Origin of the sequence: Thermoplasma sp. Kam2015 (genome assembly GCF_003205235.1) — an archaeon.
In the GTDB taxonomy this organism is placed as follows: Archaea; Thermoplasmatota; Thermoplasmata; order Thermoplasmatales; family Thermoplasmataceae; genus Thermoplasma.
Map to the genome: position 1 here is coordinate 1 of NZ_QJSM01000050.1, position 774 is coordinate 774.

The 774-nt window shown below is 45.1% G+C and carries 1 protein-coding gene; it reads right to left on the minus strand.

Translation table 11 applies throughout. From position 1 onward, the window contains the following. Positions 1–178 precede the first annotated feature (178 nt). The gene (locus DMB44_RS09135) at positions 179–565 is read right to left on the minus strand and encodes a hypothetical protein (RefSeq protein ID WP_153280223.1); all 387 of its coding nucleotides are present in this window, start codon (positions 563–565) and stop codon (positions 179–181) included. Positions 566–774: the final 209 nt, after the last annotated feature.

The following is a 774-nucleotide window of genomic DNA, read 5'->3' on the forward strand; positions in this document are numbered from 1 at the left end:
TTGAAGAGATGAGGAAGCAGAACATCGACGTCACGCTCAGAACGGTTGAGATCAGGCTTGACAACCTGATGGCCAAGGATCTGGTCACCAGGAAGAAGGACGACAAAAGAGGGTACAGTTACAGCCTGAACGGTAAGATCATCAAAAGATAATTGGTGGCGTCAGCCCCTCCGAAGCTTTAGCGGGGAGCAGCTGACTCTTTTAGGGATAGGAGATGCCTTTTGAGCTTCACCGCATCATCGTATAGGTCCTTGTCGTCGGCCATTACAATATCCTCCCATTGTATCTCCAGATCCTCTCTGACTTTATTCACCAGTCTGTTGAAATCTGCATCACTCTCGTGAATGGAAATGAGATCATCGTCCACGTTAAAAAAGCCGTATTCATCATATTTGACTATGAATGACAACGGCCTTCTAAACCGGATCGTTTTCTCCTCTGCTTCAATTTCAGAAATATTGAGAAGGAAATCGATTGTCTCACTAGAGAATTGGGCTGTCCCAATTGCCACAGATATGGTTCCGCTTTGCGGGATCCAACCGGCTTCGCCGTAGGCTTCAATCATCTTTTCCACCTGCTTATCGTGGATGATACAAAAAAATATGGGAAGACAGTTCATAAATCATTCTATTAGGGGAAGTCCGTGCATCTCTTGTACGAAGAGGGAGTTTTACCACTTCCCTCAAACTTACAGCTTTGTTTATAAACATACATGATGCGTCAGGCCATGAGGTAGGATATCATACTGTCCACGTAGGATGCCTGCTGCATTAT